Here is a 22,958-nt window from a genome sequence, read left to right as displayed (position 1 = left end):
CGAAATTCCCACTGTGAAGGTCTCTCGTCATGAACTCGATCAGAACCCCACGAAATGCTGCCCGCTAGTAAATCTTCCAAATTCCCGGCGTCGCCAGTTCCAGCAGATGGTTGTCCGGGTCGCGGAAGTAGATGCTTTTCCCGCCGCGCGGCCAGTCCGTCCTGCCTTCGATCGCGACGTTGTGCTTGTCGAGTGCCTCTTCCCACACCGGCAGCTCAGCCGCCGGAATGGCAAAAGCCATATGGATGGGGCCGCTGCCATCATGCGGCGGAATGGTGCCGCCGGGGAGTTGGATCGTCTCAGGCGTCGAGCCGCGGCGAAACAGCAGCAGCACGCTTTGTCCACCTACATCGAAAGCAACGAACCGCGGATCCGCCGTCAGCGCTTCCAGACCCAGCACCTCCTCGTAGAACGCGCGGGCGCGGTCGAGATCATCGACGTAGAGGGCAGTCTCAATGACGCCGGATAGCTTGGGCAATAGGTCCCTTCACCACATGTTGAGGACGAGGCGCGCCTCGTCGGACATCCGGTCCGGCGTCCAGGCCGGATCCCACACCAGATTGACATTGACGACGCCGACGCCAGGCACGCTGGCGATCGCGTTCTCCACCATGGTCGGCAGTTCGCCGGCCGCGGGACAGTTCGGCGTAGTCAGCGTCATCGTCACATCGACGCTGCGGTCGTCCTTGAGGTCGACCTTGTAGATCAGGCCGAGTTCGTAGATGTCAGCCGGAATTTCCGGGTCGAACACCGTCTTCAGCGCGGCAACGATTTCGGTGCCCAGCCGCTCCGTCTCCTCCGGCGGCAGCGCCGAGTTGGTTTCCATGTTGGCGGTTTTGACTTCGGCCGTGTCACTCATGCGAACAAATCCTGCGCCTTGATCAGCGCCTGTGCCAGATGGTCGACTTCTTCCCGGGTATTATACATTCCGAACGACGCCCGGCAGGTGGCTGTGACATTGAACCGCTCCAAAAGCGGCATCACGCAATGGGTACCGGCGCGCACCGCGATTCCCTGCCGGTCGATCACGGTTGCGACGTCGTGGGGATGGGCGCCCTTCATCTCGAAGGAGATCACCGGCCCCTTGCCGCGCGCGGTGCCGATCAGACGCAGCGAATTGATTTCGCGCAGCCGCTCCTGGGCGTAGTTCAAAAGATCGTGCTCGTGGGCGGCGATGCGCTCCTTGCCGATCGAGTTGACGTAATCGATCGCAGCGCCCAGCCCGATCGCCTCGACGATCGGCGGCGTCCCGGCTTCGAACTTGTGCGGCGGATCGCCATAGGTGACCCAGTCCTTTGCCACCTCGCGGATCATCTCGCCGCCGCCATTATAGGGCCGCATCGCGACCAGGTGCTCATGTTTGGCGTACAGCGCGCCAATCCCGGTCGGGCCATAGATCTTGTGGCCGGTGAAGGCATAGAAATCGCAATCGAGGTCCTGCACGTCGATCGGCAAATGCACAGCGCCTTGCGCGCCGTCGACCAGCACCAGAATGCCGCGGTCATGGGCGAGCTTCACGACTTCCTTGACCGGGACGAAGGTGCCAAGCGCGTTCGACATCTGAGTGATGGCGACGAGCTTGGTGCGCGGCGTCAGCAGCTTCTCGAACTCCTCGATCAGGAAATTGCCGTCGTCGTCGACCGGCGCCCATTTGATCACGGCGCCATGGCGCTCGCGCAAAAAGTGCCAGGGCACAATGTTGGAGTGATGCTCCATGATCGAGAGCACGATCTCGTCGCCCTGCTTGATGTTAGGCTCGCCCCAGGAAGATGCCACCAGATTGATGGCCTCGGTGACGTTGCGGGTGAAGATAATTTCTTCACTACGCCCTGCGTTAATGAATTTCGCCACCTTGGCGCGGCCGCCCTCGTAGGCTTCCGTCGCGGCATTGGCGAGGTAGTGCAGGCCACGATGTACGTTAGCGTATTCGCTTCTGTAGGCTTCCGTCATGCGATCGAGCACGGCGGTCGGCTTCTGCGCGGAGGCGGCGTTGTCGAAGTAGACCAGCGGCTTGCCATAGACCTTCATCGCCAGCGCAGGGAAATCCTCCCGCACGCGGGCCACGTCATAGGCGCCATTCTTGACCGCTGGATGCTGGGTCATGCCCGTGCCTCCAGCCAACGCTGCGCGGCGGCGATTGCGAGCTCGCGCAGATCGTCGTTGACGATGGATTCGATGGCCTCACCAACAAAGGCCTGGATCAGCAGCGCCTGGGCCTCCTTCTCGGAAAGGCCGCGGGCACGCAGGTAGAACAGCAGGCTCTCGTCGAGCGCGCCGGTCGTGGCGCCATGGCCGCAGGTGACGTCGTCGGCGAAAATCTCGAGCTCCGGCTTGTTGTCGGCCTCGGCGTCGTCGGACAAAAGCAGTGCCCGCGTCATCATCTTGGCGTCGGTCTTCTGGGCATCGGGACGCACGATGATGCGGCCCTGGAACACCGAATGGCCACGGTCATCGACCACGGCGCGGAACACTTCGCGGCTGGCGCAATGCGGCACCGCGTGATCCATGAACAACGTGGTGTCGGCGTGCTGGCGCCCGTTGAGCAGATTGACGCCGTTGGTCTCGACGCGGGATCCTTCACCGGCGAACGCAATCGTCGCCTGATAGCGGCTGACGGCGGCGCCGGAGGTCATGCCAAAGGTGTTGAAATGCGCGTGGGCGCCTAGCGTGATGACGGCGGAGGAGATGTTGAACGCGTCGCGGCCATCCTCGACCAGTCGAACATGGTCGAGCCGCGAATTATCGCCGATTGCGACGATCAGGGAGTCATGCGCCTGATAGGCCTTCGCACCCTCGGCCGCGATGTAGCTCTCGACCAGCGTCGCGCCGGTATCCTTGCCGAGACGCAGCAGCGAACGGGTAAACATTGCAGCCGGCGTGGCGCCGCTCGCGACATGAATGACCTGCAGCGGCTGCTTCAGCACGATACCATCGGCGATCTCGATCACCACGCCGTCGGTCATCATCGCGCTGTTGAGCGCGACCATCGGATTGGCATTGTCGGGCGTGAACAACTGCGTCTGCAGCGCGGCGTCCCCGGTTTCCAGCACGTCGCGCAAAGTGCGGACGGTAACGCCCTTCTCCAGCCCCTCCAATTCGGAGAGCTTCGGCGCGAACACGCCGTCCACCAGCACCAGCCGGCGGGCACCCTTGATCGCCTGCAGCTTCACGGCGGCAGCAGCCTGCTTTAGCGCGGCCGCATCCGGTGCTGCCGCCAGCGGCAGCACTTCGCGCATCAGCGCGCGCAGATCGGTGTATTTCCATTCCTCGAGCCGTCGGTGCGGCAGGCCGACGCGCTCATAGGCCTCGAAGGCGGTATTCCGCGCCTCGGCGACTTTGCCGCCGCCCGGCAGCCGATCGCGCGCCAGCGCAAAGCTGTCGCTCAGCGCGCGTCCGGTCTCGTTTTTTGCCAGAACTACATTCATCACAAATCCGCTTCCCGTCAGGCCGCGTCTTCGAACTGGGTATAGCCGGAAGCCTCGAGCTCCAGCGCCAGATCCTTGCCGCCGCTCTTCACGACGCGGCCCTTCGACATCACGTGCACGAAATCAGGCACGATATAGTTGAGCAGCCGCTGGTAGTGAGTGATGACGACCATGGCGCGATCGGGCGAACGCAGCGCGTTGACGCCATCGGCCGCGATCCTCAGCGCGTCGATGTCGAGGCCGGAATCCATTTCATCGAGGATGCAGACGGCAGGCTCGAACAGCGCCATCTGCAAAATCTCGTTGCGCTTCTTCTCGCCGCCGGAGAAGCCGACATTCACGCCGCGCTTGAGCATGTCCTGCGGGATGTTGAGCGACTTTGCGACCTCGCGGACCTTCTTCAGGAAGTCCGGCGTGGAGAATTCGCTTTCGCCGCGCTCCTTGCGCTGTGCGTTCAGCGCGGTGCGCAGAAAGTTCATGGTGGCGACGCCGGGGATTTCGACCGGATACTGGAACGCCAGGAACACGCCCTTGGCGGCGCGCTCGTCGGGCTCCATCTCCAACAGGTCCTCGCCCTTGAACAGGATCTGGCCATCGGTGACTTCGTAACCCGGCTTGCCGGCGATGACGTGCGACAGCGTGGATTTGCCGGAGCCGTTCGGTCCCATGATCGCGTGGACTTCGCCCGGGTTCACGGTCAGCGTCAGCCCGTGGAGAATTTCGTTATCCTCGACGCGGACCTTCAGGTCTTTCACTTCAAGCAATGACATGTCTTTTTTCCGTTTTCACCGCTCGTCCTGAGGAGCGCCGCCAGGCGCGTCTCGAAGGACGTGGCCACAATCTTTCCGCTCATCCTTCGAGACGGCCGCTACGCGGCCTCCTCAGGATGAGGTCGCTATCCCACCGATCCTTCGAGCGAGATCGAGATCAGCTTCTGCGCCTCAACTGCGAACTCCATCGGCAGTTGCTGCAGCACGTCCTTCACGAAACCGTTGACCACGAGACCAACCGCTTCCTCCTGCGAGAGCCCGCGCTGGGTGCAATAGAACAGCACGTCCTCGGAGATCTTTGACGTCGTCGCTTCGTGCTCGAAGGTCGCCGACGAGTTCTTCGCCTCGACGTAAGGCACGGTATGCGCACCGCATTTGTCGCCGATCAGAAGCGAGTCGCAGGCCGTATAATTGCGTGCGCCCGTCGCCTTGCGATGGGCGGTGACGAGGCCGCGATAGGTGTTCTGCGAGACGCCCGCCGCGATGCCCTTGGAGATGATGCGGCTCGACGTGTTCTTGCCGAGATGGAGCATCTTGGTGCCAGAATCGACCTGCTGGTGACCGTTCGAGATCGCGATCGAATAGAACTCGCCGCGCGAATTGTCGCCGCGCAGGATGCAGCTCGGATATTTCCAGGTGATCGCCGAACCGGTTTCGACCTGGGTCCAGGAAATCTTCGAATGGTTGCCGCGGCAGTCGCCACGCTTGGTGACGAAATTGTAGATGCCGCCTAGACCTTCGGAATTACCGGGGTACCAGTTCTGCACCGTCGAATATTTGATCTCGGCGTCGTCGAGCGCGACGAGTTCAACGACCGCCGCATGCAACTGGTTCTCGTCGCGCTGCGGTGCGGTGCAGCCTTCGAGATAGCTGACGTAGGAGCCCTTGTCGGCGATGATCAGCGTGCGCTCGAACTGGCCGGTGTTGCGCTCGTTGATGCGGAAGTAGGTCGACAGCTCCATCGGACAGCGTACGCCCGGCGGCACGTAGACGAACGAGCCGTCCGAGAACACCGCCGAGTTCAGCGTCGCGAAATAATTGTCCGAGGTCGGCACGACCGTGCCGAGATACTTCTTCACCAACTCGGGGTGTTCGCGGATCGCCTCCGAGATCGGCATGAAGATCACGCCGGCAGCCTTCAGCTCCTTCTGAAAGGTGGTCGCCACCGAAACCGAATCGAACACCGCGTCGACCGCGATCTTGCGGTTGGCCGACGGCTCGCCGCCGGGCGGGGGCTCGACGCCTTCGAGAATGGCGACTTCGCGCAAGGGAATGCCGAGCTTCTCGTAGGTCTTGAGGATTTCGGGATCGATTTCGTCGATCGACGATAGCGTCTTCTTCGGCTTCGGCGCCGCGTAGTAATAGATGTCCTGGTAGTCGATCTTGGGATAGTTGACGCGCGCCCAGGTCGGCTCGGTCATGGTCAGCCAGCGGCGATAGGCCTCCAGACGCCATTCCAGCATCCAGGCCGGCTCGTTCTTCTTCGCGGAAATGAAGCGGACGGTGTCTTCCGAGAGACCCTTGGGGGCCTTGTCGGACTCGATCAGCGTCTCAAAACCATATCGATATTGATCGACGTCGATGCGCCGTACGCGCTCGACCGTCTCTTGTACGGCTGGCATTCCATCCTCCGCTCGCGGTTTCAAGGACCGCGGTGGAACAATTGCAAATCGGTGACGAAACGTTCCGGCGAAACTTACTTAGAACGTTTCAAGCCGTGTTTCGTCGCCCTCTAAGTAAGGCATCGGCGAGCTTTCGCCAAGCCTGAAGGGCCAAATCAATGTCTGTCTCCGTGGTAGACCAGCCCAGACTGAGCCGCACCGCTCCCTGTGCCAGCTCGCCGTCGAACCCCATGGCGGCCAGAACGTGGGACGGTTGCACCTTGCCCGAGGAACAGGCGGAACCGGACGAGACCGAAATACCGCTGAGATCGAAGCCGATCACCGCCGTCTCGGCTCGAAGCCCGGGAACAGTAAACAGCGTCGTATTAGGTAGACGCGGCGCATCCTCTGAAAACACAATGATTTCAGGTGTTTGGCTCAGCCCCTTCTCAAGGCGCTCACGCAGGCCCTGCTGTCTGGCGGCACTAGCCGGCAGCTCGGCCGTGGCTATCTTGGTCGCAGCGCCGAAGGCTGCAATACCAGCCACATTCTCGGTTCCTGCCCGGCGGCCCAGCTCCTGGCCACCGCCGCGGAGCAGCGGCTCCAGCCCCTGCACCGCCTCGGCCAGAACCAGCGCCCCCACGCCCTTGGGACCGCCGATCTTGTGCGCAGACAGGGTGATTAGGTCGGCCCGTATCGATTTGATATCGAACGGCATTTTGCCGAGTGCCTGGATCGCATCGACATGCAGCAGCCCGCCCGCTTGATGCACGATGTCAGCGACTTCGCTGACCGGTTGAATGGCGCCGGTCTCGTTGTTGGCCAGCATCACCGACACCAGCGCCGGCGGCCCTCCGGCAAGCAACGCACGCAGATGGGTGAGGTCGACCAAGCCGGTGCGGGAGACCTTAATGGCCGCGATCGTATCGGCCGGAAACCGTCCCCCTGACAGCACCGAGGGGTGCTCGATGGCCGACACCACCAGTCGCTGGACCGGCGAGCCCTTGCTCCTGCGCAATCCCGGCGCCAGCGCCATAGCATTGGCTTCGGTGCCGCCGGAAGCAAACACCACATCCTGCGGACGGGCGCCGACGGCCGCCGCGACTGCAGCCCGCGCGTCCTCGACCAGCCGGCGTGCCTGACGCCCTTCGGCATGCACCGAGGACGGATTGCCGGCCAGGTCCCAAGCGGCCGCCATCGCCTTCCTCGCTTCGGGGCGAAGCGGCGTCGTCGCATTCCAGTCGAGATAGATCCGGTTGGTCATGTCTGTATAATATTACCTACACCTTCGGCGGCCAGCACGAGGCAGGCCCAGTGCCCGCGCAAAGCGCCTTATGGCAATTGGGCATCGTGCCGTCTCGTACAATCGCAAGCTAACGCCTTGAACAGCCTTCGAGATGTTCAAGATGCTTGCTTTTTGCCCCTCGCCTCATGCTAGAAGGCCGCAACCAGTTCACGGGAGCGCCCGTTCGCGCATCGCCCAACGACGCATGATCACATTCTTTTCCGCCCGGATCACGTCCGTTGCCTAGGGATCATCAATGCCTGAAGTAATTTTCACCGGCCCCGCAGGCCGCCTCGAAGGCCGTTATCATCCGGCCAAGCAGAAGAATGCGCCGATCGCGATGATCCTGCATCCGCATCCGCAGTTCCACGGCACGATGAATCACCAGATTGTCTACCAGTGCTATTACGCGTTTGCGCATCGCGGCTTCTCGGTGCTGCGTTTCAATTTCCGCGGCGTCGGCCGCAGCCAAGGCTCATTCGACCACGGCACCGGTGAGCTCTCGGACGCAGCCTCCGCGCTCGACTGGGCGCAGACCATCAATCCCGAAGCGCGCGCCTGCTGGGTCGCGGGCTTTTCGTTCGGCGCCTGGATCGGCATGCAGCTCTTGATGCGCCGTCCCGAGGTCGAGGGTTTTATTTCGATCGCGCCGCCCGCCAATCTCTACGACTTCTCCTTCCTCGCGCCCTGCCCGTCTTCGGGCCTGATCGTGCACGGCGAGAAGGACGCGGTGGTGCCGCCAAAGGACGTCAATACGCTCGTCGAGAAATTGAAGACGCAGAAAGGCATCGTGATCGATCAGCAGATCATCCCGGGCGCCAATCACTTCTTCGACGGCAAGCTCGAGCCGCTGATGGAGACGGTGACCGGCTATCTCGACATGCGGCTTGCCAACGTCCGCTGAGCGACAATCGGGCAGCTACGTAGGATGGGTTGAGCCCTTCGCGAAACCCATCAATCGGACGCCGCGGTGTCGATGGGTATCGCTTCGCTCCACCCATCCTACGATCACGCCGGTCTCACGCCGCCAACTTCAGCAAATGGGCGTTATGGCGCACCAGGAACGCGTGCAGCAATTGCGGATAGTCGCGACCCACCGCGGTGCGTACGCTCGGCCGCCTCCCCAGCTCTTTGCGCCATGCGCGGACCTTCGGCGTATCGGCGAACACTGAGAGATCAGTCAACTCATCGAACACGTCGAAATAGCGGAAGATCGGCGCGAACACCGCGTCCACCAGGCTAAAGCCCTTGCCCGCGAAAAACGGACCCGTGCCGAGCGTCTTCTCGACCTGCGCAAATTTCGCGGCGACCGCCTGCCGTTTGCTCTCGAAGATCGCGGAATCGCCCGTCGTCTCCAAGCCCCAGAGTTCGCTCAGAATGGTCGACCCGAACTCCATCCAGGCGCGATGCTGCGCGCGCTGGAGCGCATCCTGCGGATGCAGCTTTGCGCCGCCTTGGGTGTCCTCAATGTATTCGCAAATCACGTTGCTTTCGAACAGCGCGACCTCCTTGCCGTCGGCACCGGTCACGACCAGCACCGGCACCTTGCCAAGCGGCGAAATCTTCAGGAACCAGTCCGGCTTGTTGGCGAGATCGATGTCGACCCGCTCGAACGGAACGCCCTTTTCGTTCAGCGCGATCACGGCGCGCTGCACATAGGGACAAAGCTTGTGGCTGATCAACGTGAGCTTCTGCGCCATAACGACCTCCAACGCGAAGGCCGGCCGGCCTCGCTCCATGCATCTGCATCTAAATTAGATGCATCTGCATGCAGTCGTCAAGGTCGATGCAATTGCATCAACATATCTTGAACCGCGTCACGGTCGCGCAATGATGCCGCCGGTCATCGGGAGCGGCACCCCAGTGGTGGCGGGGTAGCTCAGCGGCAGGCCTTTCATGCCCCGCGCCGCCAAAAATCCGAAAGCCTGCGCCTCGATGGCGTCTGAGGCCCAGCCCAAGGTGTCCGCCGCCCGGACAGTCGCAGGCGCCAGACACTCACGCAGCATCCGCAGCATGGTCAGGTTGCGGGCGCCGCCGCCGGCCACGATCCAGTTCTTGGGTTCCTTCGGCAGCAACGGCACCACCCGGGCGATCGCAGCGACGGTAAAGGCGGTCAGCGTCGCCGCGCCATCCTCGGGCGCCATATCGCCGAGCTTCAGGCCCGCAAAATCGTTGCGATCGAGCGATTTCGGTGGGGGCAGCGAAAAGAACGGCATCTCCAGCGCACGGTTGATCCATGCCGCATCGACCCTGCCCAGCGCGGCGGTGCGGCCCTCGGTGTCGAAGCGCTGGTTCATGCGGCGGAACATGTGATCATCGAGCAGCGCGTTGCCCGGCCCGGTATCGCAGGCGATCAGCGTGTCGCCGTCGATATAGGTGATGTTGGCGACCCCGCCGATATTGATCACGATGGTCGGCCCCTCCCACTCCAGCGATTGGGCGAGCGCGCGGTGATAAACCGGCACAAAGGGCGCGCCCTGCCCACCGGCTTCGACATCGGCGGCGCGGAAATCGTACATGACCGGAATGTGGATCGTCTTGGCGAGCGTCAGCGCGTCGCCGATCTGGACCGTCAGCTTTTTCTCGGGCCGGTGCAGCACAGTCTGGCCATGAAAGCCGACGATGTCGATGTCGTCGAAGCGCATCCGGTGTTGCGCGGTAAAGGCGGCGACCGCCTCGGCATGCGCTGACGTGACGACACGCTCGGCCTCGCGCAGGCAGCCGGGCCGCGCCGCGCGATCGGTCAGGTCGGCGGCCTCGTACAGCGCCTGCCGCAACAGGCCGCGCTCCGTATCGGTATAGGGCCGGTATCCGGACGGTCCGAGCGCATTCACCCGGCGGCCGTCGGTTTCGATCAAAGCGACGTCGACCCCGTCGAGCGAGGTTCCGCTCATCAAACCTAATGCCGTCAACATCATGGTCGATTGTGCCTTTGAAACGCCCTGCTCGATACGTCCCGCCGACGACGACCAGCTTGTGCCAAACACGCACATCTTATAATGCCACAGCGCCCGGCCTTGCGGCAGCCTGTTCCGGCCATGGTTCCGCAACTGGTTACAATTACAGTGAAAATAGAATGATCAAAGCGCCCGCCCATGACCAAATTTAAATCAGATTTTCTGAACGTTTTGCAGGAGCGCGGCTTCATCCACCAATGCTCCGATTTCGAGGGCCTCGACGCGCTGGCCGCCAAGGGCCAGGCGACCGCCTATGTCGGCTACGACTGCACCGCGCCGTCGCTCCATATCGGCAATTACCTCACCATGATGATGCTGCACTGGCTGCAGCAGAGCGGCAACAAGCCGATCACCCTGATGGGCGGCGGCACCACCATGGTCGGCGACCCCTCCGGCAAAGACGAAACGCGCGCCATCCGCTCGATCGAGGAAATCGAGGCCAACAAGGCCTCGATCCGCGGCGTGTTCGCGAAGGTACTGCGCTACGGTTCGGGCCCGAGCGATGCCATCATGCTCGACAATGCCGAGTGGCTGACGAAACTGAACTACATCGAAATGCTGCGCGACGTCGGGCGGCACTTCTCCGTCAACCGCATGCTGACGATGGACTCGGTGCGGCTCCGTCTCGAGCGCGAGCAGGAGATGAGCTTCATCGAGTTCAACTACATGGTCTGCCAGGCCTACGACTTCGTCGAGCTGGCGCGGCGTACCGGCTGCCGGCTGCAGATGGGCGGCTCCGATCAATGGGGCAACATCGTCAACGGCGTCGATCTCGGCCGCCGCATGGGCACGCCGCAATTGTTCGCGCTGACCACACCGCTGCTCACGACCGCGTCGGGCGCCAAGATGGGCAAGACCGCCCAAGGCGCAGTGTGGCTCAACGCCGACCAGTTCTCGCCTTACGACTTCTGGCAATATTGGCGCAACGCCGAGGACGCCGACGTCGTGAAATTTCTAAAGCTGTTCACGACCCTGCCGATGAGCGAGATCGAGAAGCTCGCGGCATTGCAAGGCGGCGAGATCAACGAGGCCAAGAAGGTGCTGGCGACGGAAGCGACCGCGCTGTTGCATGGCCGCGACGCCGCGAACACCGCTGCCGAAACCGCCCGGCAAACGTTCGAACAGGGCGCGATCGCGGAGAACCTGCCCACGGTGGAGGTTTCGCGCGGCGAACTCGAGGCCGGCGCGGCCGTGCTGGGGCTGTTCGTGAAAGCGGGGCTCGTGACCTCGAATGGCGAGGCACGGCGCCAGATCAAGGGCGGCGGCTTGCGCGTCAATGATGCCGCCGTGACCGACGAGAAGATGGTTCTCACGCCCTCCAACCTCACTCCGGAAGGCGTCATCAAGCTTTCCATGGGGAAGAAAAAGCACGTCCTGCTCAGGCCGGCCTAAGGCTTGGACTCGCGCAGCCAAATTCGGATTGATGCGAGTTTGACGTGCGCGAGCCCGCTCACGTTCAGAGACATCTCCGGAGGCATGCTTCTAGACGCATAGCATCATTCAACGGAACGCATATGCCCAAGCCATGCGGTGAGCCTTGATCTTTGCCGGACCAAGCCATCCTGATTGAAGTGGTGAACACAAAAGTGCGCCCATGAATCTTCGAACGCCATTTCCATGTCCCCTGTGACCGACGTGGTACCCAGCCCGATTTCTGCGTAGGTAAACTCGAAACTGCCGCTAGGGCGCGCCAGCGCAATGTGGAATGGCTGACCGGTAAACTCGTTGATCTTCGGCCTGCCTGTGCTCCGCATGACGCCGGGTATCTCTACCCTCGCGGTTCTGAGTTCCAGGTCTGCATCGAGATCAATCGGCAGGAACAACGTCTCGCAAAATTCCGAGCATGTGGACGCGAATACGGCGAAGAGATTGCTCAATGGTTGGCATGCGTCGCCTGAGATAATCGCTTCAAGCGCGATCCGTTGAGCTTCATCTGCACGCTCGTCGATTACGATCTGGCGCCGCCCGTTTCCGTCCTTGATTTCGCTGGGCCACTTGTACAGCGCAGCCCAGTTCAAGCCTGAGAGCGGCGTATCGTTGAAATGGCCTTCGACGATGGTGCCGACGAAGGCCGACTGGCAGTAGCCGTGAGTACTCGGCAAGTTGAACTGGCAGCCACAATTCATGGTGCAATTGCAGTTATCATAAGTCTCGCTCTTGAAAACCCATTGGTCCGCCATCGTCGTCACCCTCCTCTGCTGAGGAGTCTTGCAGAGAAACATCGGCAACAAGACCCGACCGTTCTACAGCCGACCAATGTCAGCTCGAGGCTCAGCTAACACAACAAATTCGATCCGGCTAAGCTCTCTGCCGTCATCACTCAGCGGATCAAGCCATCCTGGTTGTAGTGGTGCACGCAAAATAGCGCCCATGAATCTTTGAACGCCATCTCCATATCACCGCCTACCGAGGTCGTGCCTCGCCCAATTTCCCCATAGGTAAACTCGAAGCTGCCGGACGGCCGTGCCAGTGCAATGTGGAAGGGCTCGCCATTGAATTTGTTGATGATTGGTCTGCCGACACTCTTCACAACACCCGGGATGTCGACGTTCGCGGTTCTGAGTTGGAGATTCACATCGAGATTGATCGGCAGGAAAAGTGTCTCGAAAAACTCCGTACATAGGGAACCGAAAACGGAAAAATGGTTGCTGAGTGGCCGGCATGCCTTACCCGATATAATCGTTTCGAGAGCGATCCGTTGAGCTTCATCCGCACGCTCGTCGATAATGATCTGGCGCTTGCCGTTTCCTTCCTCGATCTCGCCGGGGAATATGCAGAGCAGCGACCAATTCAGGCCCGCCAGCGGCGTGCCATTGAAATGACCTGCAACGACGGTGCCGACATAGGCAAACTGACAATTTCCGTGTGTCGTGGGCTCGTTGAACTGACACCCGCAGCTCACTGAGCAATTGCAGTTATCATAAGTCTCGCTCTTGAATAGCCATTGATCAGCCATCTCACTGCGCCTTCCGAAAGCGATGATGCTCAACTCGACTTTGCACGAGCTTCAAGTCGGAACGAAGCGATAGGCGCCATCCTTGCGCTCGACAAAGCCGGTGCCAGGCAACGGCAGGTGAGCGCCGATCAGCAGGCGCTTGTCACTGACGAGTCGATCAAGCAAGCGTAGGCGGGTCGAGATGCCCCGATCGGGCTCATGGTCGGCTGGCACCGGCCACGACGGATGCTGAAATGAGATCACAGCGTGCGTAAGCGCGTCCCCAACGACGACGAGACCGTCCCCACCGGAGATTTCGACCGAGATGTGGCCCTGCGTATGCCCTGGCGTATCGATGACCCGCACGCCACTGACAATCTCATCGCCATCCCGTACGGTCCTTATCTTGTCCTTGACGTGCGAGAAATGGTTCTTGGCGCCGTTGATGATGCGATCACTGGTTGCCAAGACTGCCGGCAACCTTCGCATCACATCCGGGTCGGCCCAAAGATTCCATTCGGCGGCCGAAACGAGATAGCTCGCATTCGGATAGATCGGGTTGTCATTCGCGTCGAGGATGCCCCAGAGGTGGTCGGGATGGCCGTGGGTCAGGACGATCTTGGTAACGGCCGTAGGTGGGATGCCGGCAGCTTTGAGGTTCTCTGCAAGCTTTCCCGCCGTCGGCTGATGGCGCGGGCCGGTGCCCGTGTCGACCAGGACCACATCGGACTGGCTACGGATCACCGCGACAGTGTTCACGAGCTGGAGCCGTTCGCCAGTTTGTCCGGCTGCGTTCAGGGCGGCTTCGCGCTCCGCGGGCGGAGAGTCCGGCGTCACGAGAAAGCCCGCTGGAAGGTAGAAATGGCCATCGCTTATGACCAGAGTCTCGAGGCTACCTGATTTGTGGACCGATACCGTATGGACGGCTGCTGTTGTCGGCCGCGGCAAAGACGCACACGCAGCTGCCGCCAAAGCCGCTGCAGCCGTTTCACCCAGAAATTGGCGTCTAGCTATTCTGTGAACATGCCGTGCAATCACGACGCTTCCCTCCTTGATGAGCCACCCTGCCGATAGGCACCCCCGTTGGGCGCAAGCTTAACTGGCGCATTTGGGTGCTAGATATCCGATTGCCGCGAGGGCCTATCCAGAAAGCGCGTAAAACGCGGAAATCGCCTACGGGAAGCGCCAACCACCATTATCCAGAAACTGCAAGAATGATCGGAGCATTCCCGCTCCCCGGTGCCCATGCCTCGATATGCGTGGTATGCTCGATCAACACGGAGGCGTGCATGCAGCTTGGCACAGCGCCGCTTCTGGAGCGGCTGCCCATCTTCCACAGCCGCAATGTGGAAGAGACCGGTGCATTCCTGCGCGCGAAAGGCTACCGCTTCGACATCGCGGGGCGGCAGGCCCGTCAGCTCGATGCGCGCCTCAACGGCGTTTACATGCCGGGCCTCTACATGGGTTACGCGCAATATGGCGGCGCATCGGTCGTTCTGTCGCCGAGCCCTACCCGCACGGACACCTGGATCCACCTGCCGCTTCGCGGGCACCTTGAAGCCAAGATTGGCCGTGACAGTATCGTTTGCAATCCGAACCTCGCCACGATCATCTCGCCGATGCGCGAGAGTTGTCGGCTGGTATCGGAGGCCGACAGTAGCCGCATCCAACTGTCTCTGACCAAATCCAGCCTTACAGGTCAGCTTGCCGCCCTACTCGGCGAGCCACCAGCCGCTCCCCTCGACTTTGCGCCCACGATCGACCTCGCCGCCGGGTACGGCCGCAGCCTGGCACGCTACGTGCTCATGGCCATAGCGGACCTCGAACAGGCGGGATCGGTGCTCTGGAGTTCGACGACGGTGAGCAAATTCGAGGAGTTCATTATTACCGCACTGCTGCTGTCGCAGCCGCACAATTATAGCAACGCGCTGCGACGCCTCGAGAGGCCGATTGCGCCGCGTGACGTGAGGCGCGCGGTCGACTATATCGAAGCCCATCTCGACCAGGCAGTTACAGTGGCCGACCTAGTTACGGCGACCGGCGTTGCGGGCCGAACACTCTTTATGCACTTCAAAGCTTTCAAGGGCGTCTCGCCGATGCGCTACCTACGGAACGCCCGCTTGAGGCAAGTTCGTCAGGCCCTGCTGCGGGCCGATCCGGAAGCGAATGTCACAGACATTGCCTTGAGCACGGGGTTCACCCACATGGGCCGGTTCTCGGTCACGTACTGCGCGTACTTTGGGGAGAGTCCTTCGGAGACGCTGAGAAGTCGGATGCAGCAGCAACGGAAGCAACCGTAGTTTGGGAAGCTCCAGCCAGCAATTACGTTTGCTGCGTTCAGTCGATCCACCAAATCAACCGAGTAGCTTCGTGCTGAGGTCCCCTTGTGGCACATCGCGTCATTTCGTTGCGATGCGGAATTTGGTCGCTACCGGGGCATGACGGACACAGCCCCCACCAATCGAGTTCGATTTACGAGTACGCGCCCCTAATCAGGCCTGCATAGGCGCATTCATTTTTGAGGCTTGCGGTATCGGCGGAAACGCGCTCCCTGCCCGTCATGGAACAGAAAGCGCCAGAGGCAGACGCGTCGACCCAGCCGCTCAAGCCGGGGCGCGTGGCGCTCAACGTGCTGGCACTGTGCTTCACGCTGGCGCTGCTTGGCCGCGGCCTCGGCGAGAGCTTTACGGTTTTCCTCAAACCGATCTCGGAGAATTTCGGCTGGGACCGCGCGGAAGTGGTCTCGGTCTATTCGCTGACCTGGCTGGCGGGCGGGCTGACGGCGCCGGTCGTGGGGCGGCTGTTCGACCGCTATGGCCCCCGCACCGTCTATTCGCTGGGACTGCTGCTGCTCGGCGGGGCGTTTCTGGTGGCGTCGCGCGCGCAGGCACTGTGGCAATTCCAGCTGAGCGTCGGCGTCTCCCTCGGGATCGGCATCGCCTTCATCGGCAACGTGCCGAACTCGATCCTGCTCGGCCGCTGGTTCGGCCCGCGACTGGCTACCGCGATGGCGGTGGTGTACTCCGCCGCCGGAGCGGGCGTGCTGCTGCTGTTGCCGGCGTCGCAGCTTCTGATCGATCACATCGGCTGGCGCGGCGCCTACCAGACCTTCGGTATCATTGCGCTATGCCTGCTGCTGCCATTGTTGCTATTGCCATGGCGGCTGTTCTCCACGGGCTCGCCGCATATCGCCAAAAAGACCGATTCCGATTTCGTCGACGGTGGCTGGACGCTCGGCAGCGCGATGCGCCACCACGCATTCTGGGCGCTGTTCTCGACCTTCTTCTTTACGGCCGTTGGGATGTATGCGCTTGCGGCGCAGATCGTCGCCTATCTGATCGATGCCGGCTTCCCACCCCTGCAGGCCGCAACCGCCTGGGGCTTTTCCGGCGTCGTGCTGCTGTTCGGCATGCTAGGCGTGACCCAACTCGATGCAATGATCGGACGAAGGCCGTCGGTTTTGCTCAGCTATGCCATTTCGATCGTCGGCATCATCCTGCTCTGGCTGCTGCAGTTCTATCCGAACTTCTGGCTGCTCGGCGCCTTCGTCGTGACCTTCGGCAGCATGATCGGCTCGCGCGGCCCGCTAATCACGTCAACCGCAATGAATATCTTTCGCGGCGAACGGGTCGGCACCATCTACGGCACGATCTCGATCGGCAGCGGCCTTGGCTCGGGGCTCGGCGCCTGGGCCGGCGGCCTGATCCACGACTGGACCCACAGCTACAACCCTGTGATCGCATTCGCGCTGGTGGCCGTGGTGCTCGGAATGATTCCGTTCCTGGTCGTGCCAGCGCTGCGGCGATAGCTACGTCCCGGCCTGCTTGCCAGGGCTCGTCTTTGTTGCCGCGATCGTTTCAAGCAGCCAGCTCTTGAATGAGAGCATTGCGGCTGTCGGTCGCCGGGAGTGCAACGACGTGATCCAATAATCACCGAGCGCGACTTCGATCTTGAACGGACGTACCAGCCGCCGCTGGCGGATCTCGTCCTGAAACAATGCCGCCGGCAACAACGCAACGCCGAAACCGCGCGCCGCTACACTGGCGATCGTGATGGATGAATCGAATACCATTCCCTTGAGGACCGGACTCTGCAGTCCCGCCGCGGCAAACCATCGCGGCCATTCCTCCTGTCGGTAGGAACGCAGCAGCACCTCGCGCTTGAGATCGGCCGGCCGGCTCAGCCTGCGAGCCAGCGAAGGCGCGCAGCAGGGCGTAAATGGCGCTGCCATCAAGTGCGTCGCCTCGGTGCCGTGCCAAAGGCCATCGCCAAACCTGATAGCGTAATCGAGGCCTTCACCCGCAATGTCGATACGATTGTTGTTGGTGAACAGGCGCAAATCGATCCGTGGATAGGCTTTCCTGAAAGTATCGAGCCGCGGCAACAGCCAGCCCGAAGCGAAGGTACCGACCACACCGACCGCGATGACGTCCTGGTAGTGGCCGTCTTCAAAACGATTGAGCGTTTCGGTGAGCCGGCCGAAGGCCTCGACAATGCTCGGCAGCAGCAACTGTCCTTCATCGGTGAGCGCAACGCCGCGGGGTAGCCGGCGAAACAACTGTACGCCGAGCCGGTTCTCCAGCACTTTCACATGCTGGCTGACGGCCGCCTGTGTAACCCGAAGCTCCAGGCCAGCACGGGTGAAACTGAGATGGCGCGCTGTCGCTTCAAAGGCCCGTAGCGCATTGAGCGGAAGGTGCGAAAGCTTCATCCGGCGCCGCATTGCTCGTCCCTAGTTTTTCTTATGCCTGCCCGCAGAACTCATCGTTTGTCAAGGCAACGGCCTGGCGGCACCTTCCTGCGCGCAGCAAGGAGGGATTCATGGTGATCACGAGACGACAGTTCCAGCTTGGATGCGGCGCAGCGCTGATAACGACTGCTTTGAGCGCCCGGCAAGCGATACGCGCATCGACCGCAAATCAACGACTGATCGACGAGATCAAGCGTCTGGAGAGCGAGAGCGGCGGCCGGCTCGGTGTTTGTGTCCTCGACACAGCAACGAATACTCGTCATGCCCACCGGGGTGACGAGCGCTTTCCGATGTGCAGCACCTTCAAGATGCTGGCAGCCGCCGCGATCCTGGCGCGGGTAGATGCCGGCTACGAACAATTGACGCGGCGCATTACCTTCGACGCGTCCGCGCTCGTCGTGTACTCGCCCATAACCGAAAAGCGCGTTGGCGGCGACGGCATGACGCTCGCTGAAATTTGCGAGGCGGCGGTGACGCTCAGCGACAACACGGCCGGCAATCTGCTGCTGGCCAGCATCGGCGGACCGCCGGGGCTGACGGCCTTTGCACGAAGCCTCGGCGACAACGTCACGCGGTTAGACCGGGATGAGCCCTCGCTCAACGAGGCTTTGCTCGACGATCCCCGCGATACCACGACACCGAATGCGATGGCTTCGAATTTGCAAGCGCTGATCCTTGGGACTAAAGCGCTGTCGGCTGCATCGCGCGAGCAACTGACGGCATGGCTGATCGCCAACAAGACCGGCGATACGAGACTGCGTGCAGGTCTTGCGAAAGATTGGCGCGTCGGCGACAAGACCGGCACTGGTGCCCGAGGCACAAACAATGACGTCGCTGTGATCTGGCCATCCGGCAAGGCGCCCATCGTGATCACCGCCTATCTGACCGGCTCCACTGTTTCGGCCACGCAGCAAAACGCCATTTTGGCGTCGGTCGCGCGGGCGGTCTCGGCCAAGGCATCTGGCTAGGTGGCCCAATGCACACACCAACTGCCGGATTATCGGTAGCGACCATCGTATTGTGCCTTGCTGGGCCTGGTTCGGCTCCATCGATCGCGTCGGAGGATATCTTTGCCGGCAGGCCTGCATTTTCCAAAGCAGAGCAGCCGGCGCGGACGCCAGCCGACTGCAGAGATGTGAGGCGGATGGCGGACGGCATTCCTGAACTTGACTACCGGATCGATCTCTCCGCGGTCGGCAGTCTCACAGCGGTGCAGACGGATCAAGTCTTGTGGTATCTCGTGCTGTGCTCACCGCCGGATATCAGGATCATGTGCGTGACCTACCAATCCAACGGCGTGGCGGTTGGCGACAGGGTCATCGTAAGAGGCGGATATCGACGACGCGACGCCAACCATGTCCTGTTGGATCCTTGTCTGGCAAGCAGACCAGAGCAGTGATGTCAGCCGAACGCAGCTTCCCACCCTGAAGTTTGCATTCGATCGTCCACCGCCTGCGGCGGTGGCTGTCTAATTGTTCGGCGGGAGTTCGATCGGGGTGTTGTTCTGCTTGCCGGTGTTGAACTCGAATATCTTTCTGAGCACGCCGGGCGCCATCGCCGAGATAGGATTGACGCGCAGCACCGGCTGGCCGGGGGTGCCGACCACTTCATAGGTGACGCCGATCAGGCCCTCGTTGCTGCCGCCGCCGAGGAACAGCCCGAGCACCGGAATCTGGCCGAACATATTGTTCAATCCGTACATTGGAACGAAGGTACCGCTCATCCGAACTTGATTGGCCACTGTGTCGATGCTGCCTTCGATCGTCGCCCCGACCATCGGTCCTTTCACGACACCATCGCGGATCGTGAGCTGTCCATTCTGCCGGGTGAATTCGGCTCGCAATGCCGTAAAGGAAACGCCGCTCTGAGTGCCGGTAGAACCACCTGCTGCCACACGGTCGAGCGAAGCCTCGCCCTTGATGGAGAAGTCGCGGACGTTGATCAGGCCTTCCTTAGCGCTCGGTTCGACCGTTGGCGGCTCCATCGCGAGCGAGAGCTGGCCACCAATTACCTTCGAGTACATGTCGGTGAAACGGAAGAACGCGCCGGCGTCATTGGTCTGCAGGATGATGATGTCGCGGCCTTGTCCCTGCCCGCGGCCGCGCAGATCGGCCGTCATAGGCGTGTCGCGCCCGACCTTGCCGGACAGCGTAAAGCTTCTAACGATGCCGTTACGGCGGGAAAACTTGCTATCGACGCTGCGCAGCGCCTCGCCGTTGAAGCCCGCGACCGCGCCAAGTTTGATGTCGATATCGAGGTCGATGTTCCGCGATTTGCTCTTGGGGTCATCCCTGCCTGAGATCGCCGATTTGAGGAAGCCGCGGCCGTCGAACACGTCGCCGCGTATCGTGACCTTCACGACGCCGTCGGCGCCGCGCTCGGCCTTCAATGTCGTCTTGTCACCGTCCGACGGCGCGTAGGTCGGGAAGCTCGCCATCAGCAGATCGCCGTTCTGGTCGACCTCGAGCGATCCCTTGATCGACGCGCCGCCGCCTTCGACCACGATGTCCTGGAACAGCGTCGATTGCTCCTTCTTCACAACATTGAACGTCGCCTTGCCCGACTTGCCGGGCACCTTGACCCAGCCCGGCAGGATATTGTCGAGCCGCAGCGCGGTCAGATCGGCCTCGATGCCGACGCGACTGTCGTTCTCGCCGATCTTGCCGACCACCTTGATCGGGATCGAGCCGCTCACGGCGGGTCCGAGATCGATCCCGAGACGCGCGCGGCTGGCATCATCCAGCGTCGCCTGCAGCTTGATATCGGCGTCGCCCTCGCTCGGCTTGCGATAGTCCAGCGAAGCCGGTTGCCCATTGATCTTGACGTCGCCCTTGACCTGGTAGCCCGCGTTGTTGGCGAGCACCTTGAGCGTATTGGATTCCAGCTTCTGGTTCATCACGAGCTTGTCGGCGGCAAACCCGGCCAGATCGGCAATCACGGTGTAGGTGGTGTCGGCCTTGGTCATCGAGCCCTTGACCGGCATGCCAAGCGTGATGATGGCGGCAACATTTCCCTTGCTGGCGTTCGGATCGATCAGCGTGCCGGAGAGATCGCTGATGCGGTCGGACGCCAGAATCTCGGCCGCTGCCGGCACGGACGCATCGACCCTGAATTTCACCCGCGAGGGCGACGGCTTCGGCGCCATGTCCGGCACCTCGAACGTGAAATCGGAAATGTTGATCTTGCGGCCGGCGGGCGTGTCGGCAACGCCCTGCCCGATCGTCACCGTCGCCGTTCGCCCGGTAACGCGCGCTTTCAAATCCGCATCGCGGACCGCGGGCATGTCATCCACTGGACGCGCGGTAACTCCGGAGGCGACGATGTTGACGGCCAGGCCGTCGTCCGGAATCGGCGGCCCCTTGCGCGACAGATTGCGCACCGGCGAATTGACGCCGACCTCGATGCGCTGAAGCGTGCCGCGCTCGATCCGCTCGATCACCCATTCGCGCACTTCGGGCACGATCAGGATCGGCCACATCCGCTTCAGCGCGGATGCCGACATCGGCGTGCCCGCAAAACCGAGCTGGAGACGCGCCTCGTTCGCATAGTCGATGCTGCCGGTGCCGGCGACGCCGATCTCGCCGTTGCTGATATCGGCCTGGGTGAGCAGCACGCGCTTGCGGTCGGTGTCGAACTTCAGCCCGATCGCGATCCGGTTGAAGATCAGCGGCGGTTCGTTGTCGGTGCCAGCCAGCAGGATGGTGCCGCCGCTGAGACCGGCCTGCCATTCGGTGGTGGCACCGTTCGGCGGCTCGAGATGGCCGAGCAGCGTAATCCGGTTCGAACCGGAAATGACCTTGAAGGGCGCGACCAGCACGCGCCGTCCGGCATCCCATTCGACGCTCATCTCCGCCGAATCGATCGGCATCGGATAGTCAGGCGTATCGCTGTCGATGAGGTTCCCGGCGCCGGCAGTGATCTTGCCGCGGAAGTAGGTCGGCAGGCCGTCGCGGCCCAGTTCGCCCTTCAGCTCGCCGGAAAGCGGCAGCTCGGCGCTGTAGGTCAGGTCCTTGACCCGCATCGCCAGCAGGATGTTGGCGGCCGGCACCTTGTCGGCGCGAAGATCGACCGAGCGCACGCCGTTCTGCTGCGGTCCGACCACGACCTTGAGCGACCAGGGATGCGCACCTTGCTCGCCAAGGCTCACCGCAACCCCGCCGCCGCTCGGACGGCGCATGCTGAGGCTGATATTCTCGAAATTCCATTTGTTGCCGCGCTGCTGGTCGTCGACGATGAGATTGCCGTTTTTGAGGCCGATCTCGTTCAGGTTTTGGCCGTCGAGGCCGGTCAGGCTGAGGCTGTCGAGCCAATCGAGGCCGGCCAGCAATCCGCTCTGCGTGGTATCGGGAGCCGTCGCAGCAGCACCCTGAGGCGGCGCAGGCGGCTGGCGGGGGAATGTCGGGGCCATGCCGGCATCGCGCTTGGAGGCAACGCCGGTCGCCAGCGGTTTGGCGGTATCGCCGGCAGACACCGTCACCTGGCCATCGGGTGTGATTCGCACCGAAAGTTCGGCATCGACCAAATTGAGGCTCTCGGCGCGCAGCCGCCCCATCAGGAGCGCCATGCCCGACAACTTCACCTCGGCCTTCGGCGCGGTGGCGACGACGACCTGGTCACGGTCGCGGACCACGATGTCGCGGATGCGCACCGCGATTCGAATCCGCCCGGCCCGCTCGATCTGCGTACCGCCGACCTCGACCGTGTTGCCATGGCCGATATTGTCTTCGATCGCGGTCGCCAGCCACGGCGTCGCCATGTCGAGATTGATCGGCCCGGCCCCAAGCCGCCACCACAGACCGCCGAAACAACCGGTGAAAATCACCGCCAGCACGGCGATCACGATCGCCACGCGCTTGACCCAGCGCTCGCCGGTCATCCATTGCTGCAACGTTGCAAATCTGTCGCTGAACCGGTGGAATCGGGAATTGGAGCGCGACAACAGCCGTCGCGCACGATAGCCCGCCGCCTCGTCCTGCTCCCAACCCGCCGCGTCATCCCATTGCTGGGCCTCGGCACGCGGATTCGACCCCTTGGGCGTAGTATTCCTAGCCATTGCCTCTCGGTGCCGGCGCTGAGATTGATCGCCGCCCAGGGCGCACTCTTCGATCGGTATCGAGCGCTCCTGTGCCGGCATCGCTGCCAATCCTCGATTAATACTGTTACTCGTGGTCGGGCCCAAGGATTGATTGGGCGGTCCCATCGACGAGCGGACGGGGGTAGCGTCGAATTCCTTGT

Annotated in this window: 20 protein-coding genes; 6 read left to right on the top strand and 14 right to left on the bottom strand. The window is 62.1% G+C overall.

The features are described from left to right. Positions 1-64 precede the first annotated feature (64 nt). The 7 genes from KJQ96_RS22085 to KJQ96_RS22055 all read right to left on the bottom strand — a co-directional run bounded on the left by KJQ96_RS22085 (position 65) and on the right by KJQ96_RS22055 (position 7,060). Positions 65-478, bottom strand: coding sequence for a VOC family protein (locus KJQ96_RS22085; protein ID WP_213288638.1), 414 nt, complete (start codon positions 476-478; stop codon positions 65-67). Between the two features lie 9 nt (positions 479-487). Continuing rightward, positions 488-859, bottom strand: a complete 372-nt coding sequence (locus tag KJQ96_RS22080) for an SUF system Fe-S cluster assembly protein (RefSeq protein ID WP_028346267.1) — start codon at positions 857-859, stop codon at positions 488-490. Continuing rightward, positions 856-2,103 (bottom strand): cysteine desulfurase, encoded by a 1,248-nt coding sequence (locus KJQ96_RS22075; protein WP_213288637.1) that lies wholly within the window; start codon positions 2,101-2,103, stop codon positions 856-858. Before KJQ96_RS22075 ends, KJQ96_RS22080 begins: the two co-directional genes overlap by 4 nt. Continuing rightward, complete coding sequence (gene sufD / locus KJQ96_RS22070; RefSeq protein WP_213288636.1) at positions 2,100-3,425, bottom strand: Fe-S cluster assembly protein SufD; 1,326 nt, start codon at positions 3,423-3,425, stop codon at positions 2,100-2,102. Before sufD ends, KJQ96_RS22075 begins: the two co-directional genes overlap by 4 nt. 17 nt (positions 3,426-3,442) lie before the next feature. Beyond that, on the bottom strand, positions 3,443-4,195 hold the full coding sequence (gene sufC / locus KJQ96_RS22065; protein ID WP_213288635.1) for a Fe-S cluster assembly ATPase SufC: 753 nt from the start codon (positions 4,193-4,195) through the stop codon (positions 3,443-3,445). Between the two features lie 125 nt (positions 4,196-4,320). Continuing rightward, positions 4,321-5,817, bottom strand: a complete 1,497-nt coding sequence (sufB, locus tag KJQ96_RS22060) for a Fe-S cluster assembly protein SufB (RefSeq protein WP_028346272.1) — start codon at positions 5,815-5,817, stop codon at positions 4,321-4,323. An 88-nt stretch (positions 5,818-5,905) separates the two neighbouring features. After that, positions 5,906-7,060, bottom strand: coding sequence for a cysteine desulfurase family protein (locus KJQ96_RS22055; RefSeq protein ID WP_213288634.1), 1,155 nt, complete (start codon positions 7,058-7,060; stop codon positions 5,906-5,908). Between the two features lie 277 nt (positions 7,061-7,337). On the opposite strand from KJQ96_RS22055, the gene KJQ96_RS22050 reads away from it, so the two are divergent. Continuing rightward, positions 7,338-7,985: an alpha/beta hydrolase gene (locus KJQ96_RS22050; RefSeq protein ID WP_025589847.1), complete on the top strand. Its 648-nt coding sequence runs from the start codon at positions 7,338-7,340 to the stop codon at positions 7,983-7,985. A 115-nt stretch (positions 7,986-8,100) separates the two neighbouring features. Here KJQ96_RS22050 and KJQ96_RS22045 read toward each other — a convergent pair whose 3' ends face one another. Both KJQ96_RS22045 and KJQ96_RS22040 read right to left on the bottom strand, forming a co-directional pair. After that, positions 8,101-8,781 carry a glutathione S-transferase family protein gene (locus KJQ96_RS22045; RefSeq protein WP_213288633.1) on the bottom strand — a complete coding sequence of 227 codons (681 nt, stop codon included), beginning with the start codon at positions 8,779-8,781 and terminating at the stop codon, positions 8,101-8,103. 117 nt (positions 8,782-8,898) lie between these two features. Beyond that, positions 8,899-9,999, bottom strand: a complete 1,101-nt coding sequence (locus KJQ96_RS22040) for an anhydro-N-acetylmuramic acid kinase (protein ID WP_213288699.1) — start codon at positions 9,997-9,999, stop codon at positions 8,899-8,901. 177 nt (positions 10,000-10,176) lie between these two features. Here KJQ96_RS22040 and tyrS point away from each other — a divergent pair, with 177 nt between their 5' ends. Next, positions 10,177-11,430: a tyrosine--tRNA ligase gene (gene tyrS, locus KJQ96_RS22035; protein WP_213288632.1), complete on the top strand. Its 1,254-nt coding sequence runs from the start codon at positions 10,177-10,179 to the stop codon at positions 11,428-11,430. Between the two features lie 104 nt (positions 11,431-11,534). Here the strand turns inward: tyrS and KJQ96_RS22030 are convergent, their stop codons facing one another. From KJQ96_RS22030 to KJQ96_RS22020, 3 genes are all read right to left on the bottom strand, one after another. Beyond that, positions 11,535-12,218 carry a DUF1326 domain-containing protein gene (locus KJQ96_RS22030; RefSeq protein ID WP_213288631.1) on the bottom strand — a complete coding sequence of 228 codons (684 nt, stop codon included), beginning with the start codon at positions 12,216-12,218 and terminating at the stop codon, positions 11,535-11,537. Between the two features lie 140 nt (positions 12,219-12,358). After that, on the bottom strand, positions 12,359-12,994 hold the full coding sequence (locus KJQ96_RS22025) for a DUF1326 domain-containing protein (RefSeq protein ID WP_213288630.1): 636 nt from the start codon (positions 12,992-12,994) through the stop codon (positions 12,359-12,361). A 51-nt stretch (positions 12,995-13,045) separates the two neighbouring features. Next, entirely contained in the window at positions 13,046-13,732 is a 687-nt protein-coding gene (locus KJQ96_RS22020) for an MBL fold metallo-hydrolase (RefSeq protein WP_213288629.1), read from the bottom strand. A gap of 530 nt (positions 13,733-14,262) precedes the next feature. Between KJQ96_RS22020 and KJQ96_RS22015 the strand changes: the two genes are divergently transcribed. Together KJQ96_RS22015 and KJQ96_RS22010 are read left to right on the top strand one after the other, a co-directional pair. Beyond that, positions 14,263-15,273 (top strand): AraC family transcriptional regulator, encoded by a 1,011-nt coding sequence (locus KJQ96_RS22015; protein WP_213288628.1) that lies wholly within the window; start codon positions 14,263-14,265, stop codon positions 15,271-15,273. 260 nt (positions 15,274-15,533) lie between these two features. Further along, complete coding sequence (locus tag KJQ96_RS22010; RefSeq protein WP_213288627.1) at positions 15,534-16,781, top strand: MFS transporter; 1,248 nt, start codon at positions 15,534-15,536, stop codon at positions 16,779-16,781. On the opposite strand, the gene KJQ96_RS22005 is transcribed toward KJQ96_RS22010, so the two are convergent. Beyond that, positions 16,782-17,684, bottom strand: a complete 903-nt coding sequence (locus KJQ96_RS22005) for a LysR family transcriptional regulator (RefSeq protein ID WP_213288626.1) — start codon at positions 17,682-17,684, stop codon at positions 16,782-16,784. A 110-nt stretch (positions 17,685-17,794) separates the two neighbouring features. Between KJQ96_RS22005 and bla the strand changes: the two genes are divergently transcribed. Beyond that, the gene (bla, locus tag KJQ96_RS22000; RefSeq protein WP_213288625.1) at positions 17,795-18,691 is read left to right on the top strand and encodes a class A beta-lactamase; all 897 of its coding nucleotides are present in this window, start codon (positions 17,795-17,797) and stop codon (positions 18,689-18,691) included. 176 nt (positions 18,692-18,867) lie between these two features. Continuing rightward, positions 18,868-19,122, top strand: coding sequence for a hypothetical protein (locus KJQ96_RS21995; protein WP_156908477.1), 255 nt, complete (start codon positions 18,868-18,870; stop codon positions 19,120-19,122). 69 nt (positions 19,123-19,191) lie between these two features. On the opposite strand, the gene KJQ96_RS21990 is transcribed toward KJQ96_RS21995, so the two are convergent. After that, the gene (locus KJQ96_RS21990) at positions 19,192-22,857 is read right to left on the bottom strand and encodes a DUF3971 domain-containing protein (protein ID WP_213288624.1); all 3,666 of its coding nucleotides are present in this window, start codon (positions 22,855-22,857) and stop codon (positions 19,192-19,194) included. Between the last annotated feature and the right edge of the window lie 101 nt (positions 22,858-22,958).

Source organism: Bradyrhizobium sp. sGM-13, from assembly GCF_018398875.1.
GTDB lineage: Bacteria > Pseudomonadota > Alphaproteobacteria > Rhizobiales > Xanthobacteraceae > Bradyrhizobium.
The sequence above is the reverse complement of the archived record's forward strand: the minus strand, read 5'-3'. Positions and strand labels throughout refer to the sequence as shown.

What these genes read in the sequence shown, in the direction of transcription:
- KJQ96_RS22025 (WP_213288630.1), bottom strand. Translation starts at nt 12,994, where the DNA reads ATGGCTGATCAATGGCTATTCAAGAGCGAGACTTATGATAACTGCAAT.
- KJQ96_RS22010 (WP_213288627.1), top strand. Translation starts at nt 15,534, where the DNA reads ATGGAACAGAAAGCGCCAGAGGCAGACGCGTCGACCCAGCCGCTCAAG.
- sufC (WP_213288635.1), bottom strand. Translation starts at nt 4,195, where the DNA reads ATGTCATTGCTTGAAGTGAAAGACCTGAAGGTCCGCGTCGAGGATAAC.
- KJQ96_RS22050 (WP_025589847.1), top strand. Translation starts at nt 7,338, where the DNA reads ATGCCTGAAGTAATTTTCACCGGCCCCGCAGGCCGCCTCGAAGGCCGT.
- KJQ96_RS21990 (WP_213288624.1), bottom strand. Translation starts at nt 22,857, where the DNA reads ATGCCGGCACAGGAGCGCTCGATACCGATCGAAGAGTGCGCCCTGGGC.
- bla (WP_213288625.1), top strand. Translation starts at nt 17,795, where the DNA reads ATGGTGATCACGAGACGACAGTTCCAGCTTGGATGCGGCGCAGCGCTG.
- KJQ96_RS22005 (WP_213288626.1), bottom strand. Translation starts at nt 17,684, where the DNA reads ATGAAGCTTTCGCACCTTCCGCTCAATGCGCTACGGGCCTTTGAAGCG.
- KJQ96_RS22075 (WP_213288637.1), bottom strand. Translation starts at nt 2,103, where the DNA reads ATGACCCAGCATCCAGCGGTCAAGAATGGCGCCTATGACGTGGCCCGC.
- sufD (WP_213288636.1), bottom strand. Translation starts at nt 3,425, where the DNA reads ATGAATGTAGTTCTGGCAAAAAACGAGACCGGACGCGCGCTGAGCGAC.
- sufB (WP_028346272.1), bottom strand. Translation starts at nt 5,817, where the DNA reads ATGCCAGCCGTACAAGAGACGGTCGAGCGCGTACGGCGCATCGACGTC.
- KJQ96_RS22045 (WP_213288633.1), bottom strand. Translation starts at nt 8,781, where the DNA reads ATGGCGCAGAAGCTCACGTTGATCAGCCACAAGCTTTGTCCCTATGTG.
- KJQ96_RS21995 (WP_156908477.1), top strand. Translation starts at nt 18,868, where the DNA reads ATGGCGGACGGCATTCCTGAACTTGACTACCGGATCGATCTCTCCGCG.
- KJQ96_RS22030 (WP_213288631.1), bottom strand. Translation starts at nt 12,218, where the DNA reads ATGGCGGACCAATGGGTTTTCAAGAGCGAGACTTATGATAACTGCAAT.
- KJQ96_RS22015 (WP_213288628.1), top strand. Translation starts at nt 14,263, where the DNA reads ATGCAGCTTGGCACAGCGCCGCTTCTGGAGCGGCTGCCCATCTTCCAC.
- tyrS (WP_213288632.1), top strand. Translation starts at nt 10,177, where the DNA reads ATGACCAAATTTAAATCAGATTTTCTGAACGTTTTGCAGGAGCGCGGC.
- KJQ96_RS22080 (WP_028346267.1), bottom strand. Translation starts at nt 859, where the DNA reads ATGAGTGACACGGCCGAAGTCAAAACCGCCAACATGGAAACCAACTCG.
- KJQ96_RS22055 (WP_213288634.1), bottom strand. Translation starts at nt 7,060, where the DNA reads ATGACCAACCGGATCTATCTCGACTGGAATGCGACGACGCCGCTTCGC.
- KJQ96_RS22040 (WP_213288699.1), bottom strand. Translation starts at nt 9,999, where the DNA reads ATGATGTTGACGGCATTAGGTTTGATGAGCGGAACCTCGCTCGACGGG.